This is a genomic window from Bacillus sp. P4_D3 (assembly GCF_056401855.1).
The window spans coordinates 1-1,100 of sequence record NZ_JBFUIN010000905.1; the positions used below are offsets into that span (position 1 = coordinate 1).

Annotated in this window: 7 tRNA genes and 1 rRNA gene; all 8 read left to right on the top strand. The window is 48.4% G+C overall.

From position 1 onward, the window contains the following. Positions 1-73: 73 nt before the first annotated feature. Positions 74-149, top strand: a tRNA-Asp gene (locus tag AC1DTM_RS27845). Between the two features lie 87 nt (positions 150-236). Further along, positions 237-311: transfer RNA gene (locus tag AC1DTM_RS27850), tRNA-Gln, on the top strand. A 5-nt stretch (positions 312-316) separates the two neighbouring features. After that, positions 317-389, top strand: a tRNA-Lys gene (locus AC1DTM_RS27855). A 16-nt stretch (positions 390-405) separates the two neighbouring features. Further along, positions 406-491 (top strand) — tRNA-Leu (locus tag AC1DTM_RS27860). A gap of 94 nt (positions 492-585) precedes the next feature. Continuing rightward, positions 586-662: transfer RNA gene (locus AC1DTM_RS27865), tRNA-Arg, on the top strand. Between the two features lie 3 nt (positions 663-665). Continuing rightward, positions 666-742: transfer RNA gene (locus AC1DTM_RS27870), tRNA-Pro, on the top strand. A 1-nt stretch (position 743) separates the two neighbouring features. Beyond that, positions 744-814 (top strand) — tRNA-Gly (locus tag AC1DTM_RS27875). Between the two features lie 76 nt (positions 815-890). Further along, positions 891-1,100: ribosomal RNA gene (locus AC1DTM_RS27880) — 16S ribosomal RNA — on the top strand; the annotation flags it as partial.

Sequence of the window (1,100 nt, forward strand, 5' to 3'; positions counted from 1 at the left end):
TGGAGCAGTACGGTAGCTCGTCGGGCTCATAACCCGAAGGTCGCAGGTTCAAATCCTGTCCCCGCAACCAAATGGTCCCGTGGTGTAGTGGTTAACATGCCTGCCTGTCACGCAGGAGATCGCCGGTTCGACCCCGGTCGGGACCGCCATTTTAACTTCTGCTATATGGCAGTTGTTTTTTATTGGACATTATGGTACAATAACACTTGTCTTTGAAAAGAAGATAACTATTTCGATGGGCTATAGCCAAGCGGTAAGGCAACGGACTTTGACTCCGTCATGCGCTGGTTCGAATCCAGCTAGCCCAGCCATTTACGAGCCATTAGCTCAGTTGGTAGAGCATCTGACTTTTAATCAGAGGGTCGAAGGTTCGAATCCTTCATGGCTCACTTTTGTTTTTTCCGCGCGGTCGTGGCGGAACGGCAGACGCGCTAGGTTGAGGGCCTAGTGGGGGAAACCCCGTGGAGGTTCAAGTCCTCTCGGCCGCACCAAAAAATCTTTTAAAAAAGTACTTGCATTTGAAAATGTAGTATGATAAGATAATTGAGTCGCCAAAATACAACGACGAAAAAACATCATGAATAAGCGCCCGTAGCTCAATTGGATAGAGCGTTTGACTACGGATCAAGAGGTTAGGGGTTCGACTCCTCTCGGGCGCGCCATAACGGGAAGTGGCTCAGCTTGGTAGAGCACCTGGTTTGGGACCAGGGGGTCGCAGGTTCAAATCCTGTCTTCCCGACCACGCGGGTGTAGTTTAGTGGTAAAACAAGAGCCTTCCAAGCTCTGGTCGAGAGTTCGATTCTCTTCACCCGCTTTTAGTTCTTTGAAAACTGAACGAAACAAACAACGTGAACGTCAATTTTTATTTTTAGATGCTAGACAAACTAACTTTATTGGAGAGTTTGATCCTGGCTCAGGATGAACGCTGGCGGCGTGCCTAATACATGCAAGTCGAGCGAATGGATTAAGAGCTTGCTCTTATGAAGTTAGCGGCGGACGGGTGAGTAACACGTGGGTAACCTACCCATAAGACTGGGATAACTCCGGGAAACCGGGGCTAATACCGGATAATATTTTGAACTGCATAGTTCGAAATTGAA